Origin of the sequence: Streptomyces sp. GbtcB6, from assembly GCF_019091475.1 — a bacterium.
GTDB lineage: Bacteria > Actinomycetota > Actinomycetes > Streptomycetales > Streptomycetaceae > Streptomyces > Streptomyces hyaluromycini.
Window position 1 is genome coordinate 1 of the sequence record NZ_JAGXJL010000144.1, and the last position, 2,105, is coordinate 2,105.

General features: G+C 68.6%; 3 protein-coding genes. All 3 read left to right on the forward strand.

What is annotated here, in order from left to right:
• The coding region (locus KVT45_RS54830; protein ID WP_217562583.1) for an aldo/keto reductase at positions 1–729 on the forward strand (729 nt) is incomplete at its 5' end.
• Positions 726–1,226, forward strand: a complete 501-nt coding sequence (locus tag KVT45_RS54835) for a cupin domain-containing protein (RefSeq protein WP_217562585.1) — start codon at positions 726–728, stop codon at positions 1,224–1,226. The genes KVT45_RS54830 and KVT45_RS54835, both read left to right, overlap by 4 nt.
• A 5-nt stretch (positions 1,227–1,231) precedes the next feature.
• Positions 1,232–2,105 (forward strand): FAD-binding protein (locus tag KVT45_RS54840; protein ID WP_217562587.1); only part of this gene is annotated, 874 nt, incomplete at its 3' end.

Consider the following 2,105-nt stretch of genomic DNA (forward strand, 5'->3'; position numbering starts at 1 on the left):
GAACTCATCAACACCGCCCTGTCCCCCTACCCGGACGACCTGGTCCTCGTGACCAAGGTGGGTGCCTTCCGGACTCCGGACAGGGCCTGGCCGTCGGCCCTGAAGCCGGGGCAGCTGCGCCGGGCCGTGTACGACAACCTCCGTGGTCTGGGGCGCGACCATCTCGACGTCGTGAACCTGCGGATCGTGGAGGAGGCCGGCGGCCTGGGCCCGGACGACTCGATCGCGGAACCCTTCGGTGCGCTCGCCGAACTGCGCGAGCCGGGCCTGATCCGGCACCTGGGGGTCAGCAACGTCACCGCGAAGCAGTTCGCCGAGGCCCGCGAGATCGCCCCGGTCGTCTGTGTGCAGAACGAGTACAACGTGGTGCGCCGTCTGCACGAGGACCTCGTGCAGACCTGCGCGGAGGCGGGCATCGCCTTCATGTCCTTCTTCCCGCTGGGCACGTTCACCCTGCAGCACGAGAAGGACGCGGCGACGGACACCAAGGTGCCCCAGCAGGTGCCGCTGGACGCCCAGGTCATCCACACCGTGGCGGAGCGCCATGGCGCCAGCGCCTACCAGGTGGCCCTCGCGTGGCTGCTGCAGCACTCTCCGAACCTCTGCTGCATCCCCGGCACCTCCAGCCCGGAGCACCTGGAGGAGAACATCGCCGCGGCCGGACTGCGCCTGTCCGAGACCGACGTCAAGGAGCTGGACGCTCTCCACGGGGTCGGCGGTGGCCGGTGAGCCTGGGCTTCTTCGCAGGCCAGAGCAGGAACGAGGTCGTCATCGTGCCGCCCGGGGAAGGGCCGAGCAGGTGGGCCTTCGGCGGCCGGTACACCGTCAAGGCCGGTGGGCACAACACCGGGAAGTCGCTGTTTCTCATCGAGGCGCCCGTCCCGGAGGGCGGTGGTCCTCCGCTCCATGTTCACCACTGGGAGGAGGAGGCCTTCTACGTCCTGGCGGGCAGCGTGGAGTTCCGGGACAAGAACGGCACTCACATCGCCCCGGCGGGAACCTTCGTCTTCGTTCCGCGGGGTACGGAGCACGCGTTCAAAAACGTTTCCGACGAGCCCGCCAAGATGCTTTTCATGACGATTCCCGGTGGGAAGGAAAGGTTCTTCCTGAACGTCGGGGTTCCCGCGGACGAGGACACGCCGCCGCCGTCGGAAGAACAGCGGCTCAAGGACGTGGCCTACGGATATCGAGTAGGTCCTGAATTCGGTGACGAGTATCTGGAGTAGTGCCGATGTCACGTAATGGAAAACAGCCCACACGTCGTTCTGTCCTCGCCGCCGCGGGCGGGGCGGCCGGTGCCTCCGCACTCGGTCTCGCCCAGCCGGCCCTGGCCGCTCCGAGCGGTACGCAGGCGGAGGTGCCCCCGTTCGCCACCAGCGCTGTCCGCTCCGGCGACGCGCGGTTCGCGGATCTGACGGTCGGTCTGAACCAGCGGTGGACCGCGTCGCCGGACCGCGTCCACCTGGTGTCCACCACCGAGCAGGTCGTCGCCGTCGTCGCGGAGGCGGTAGCGGCGAAGAGACGGGTGTCGGTCCGCAGCGGCGGACATTGCTACGAGGACTTCGTCTACAACTCCGACGTCGATGTGATCGTCGATATGTCGGAGATGAACCAGGTGTACTTCGACGCGGAGAAGAAGGCGTTCGCCGTCGAGCCGGGAGCCACGCTCGGCGAGGTCTACGACCGTCTGTACCGCGGCTGGGGAGTGACCGTGCCCGGTGGCATGTGTTATTCGGTCGGTGCGGGCGGACATGTCGCCGGCGGCGGCTGGGGCCTGCTCTGCCGCCGCGACGGCCTGATCGTGGACCACCTGTACGCGGCTGAGGTGGTGACGGTGGTCGGCTCGGGATCCGTGAGGACGGTGGTCGCCACGCGCGACGACAGCGGTCACCTCCGCGACCTGTGGTGGGCGCACACGGGCGGGGGAGGGGGAAGCTTCGGGATCGTCACGCGCTACTGGTTCCGCTCTCCGCAGGCCACGGGGGACGAGCCCGCCGGTCTGCTGCCGAAGCCGCCGGCCGATGTCGTCGTCAGCGCTCTCTCCTGGAAGTGGGAGCAGATCACGAAGGCGGCGATCACCACGCTGGTGCGCAACTTCGGCGCCT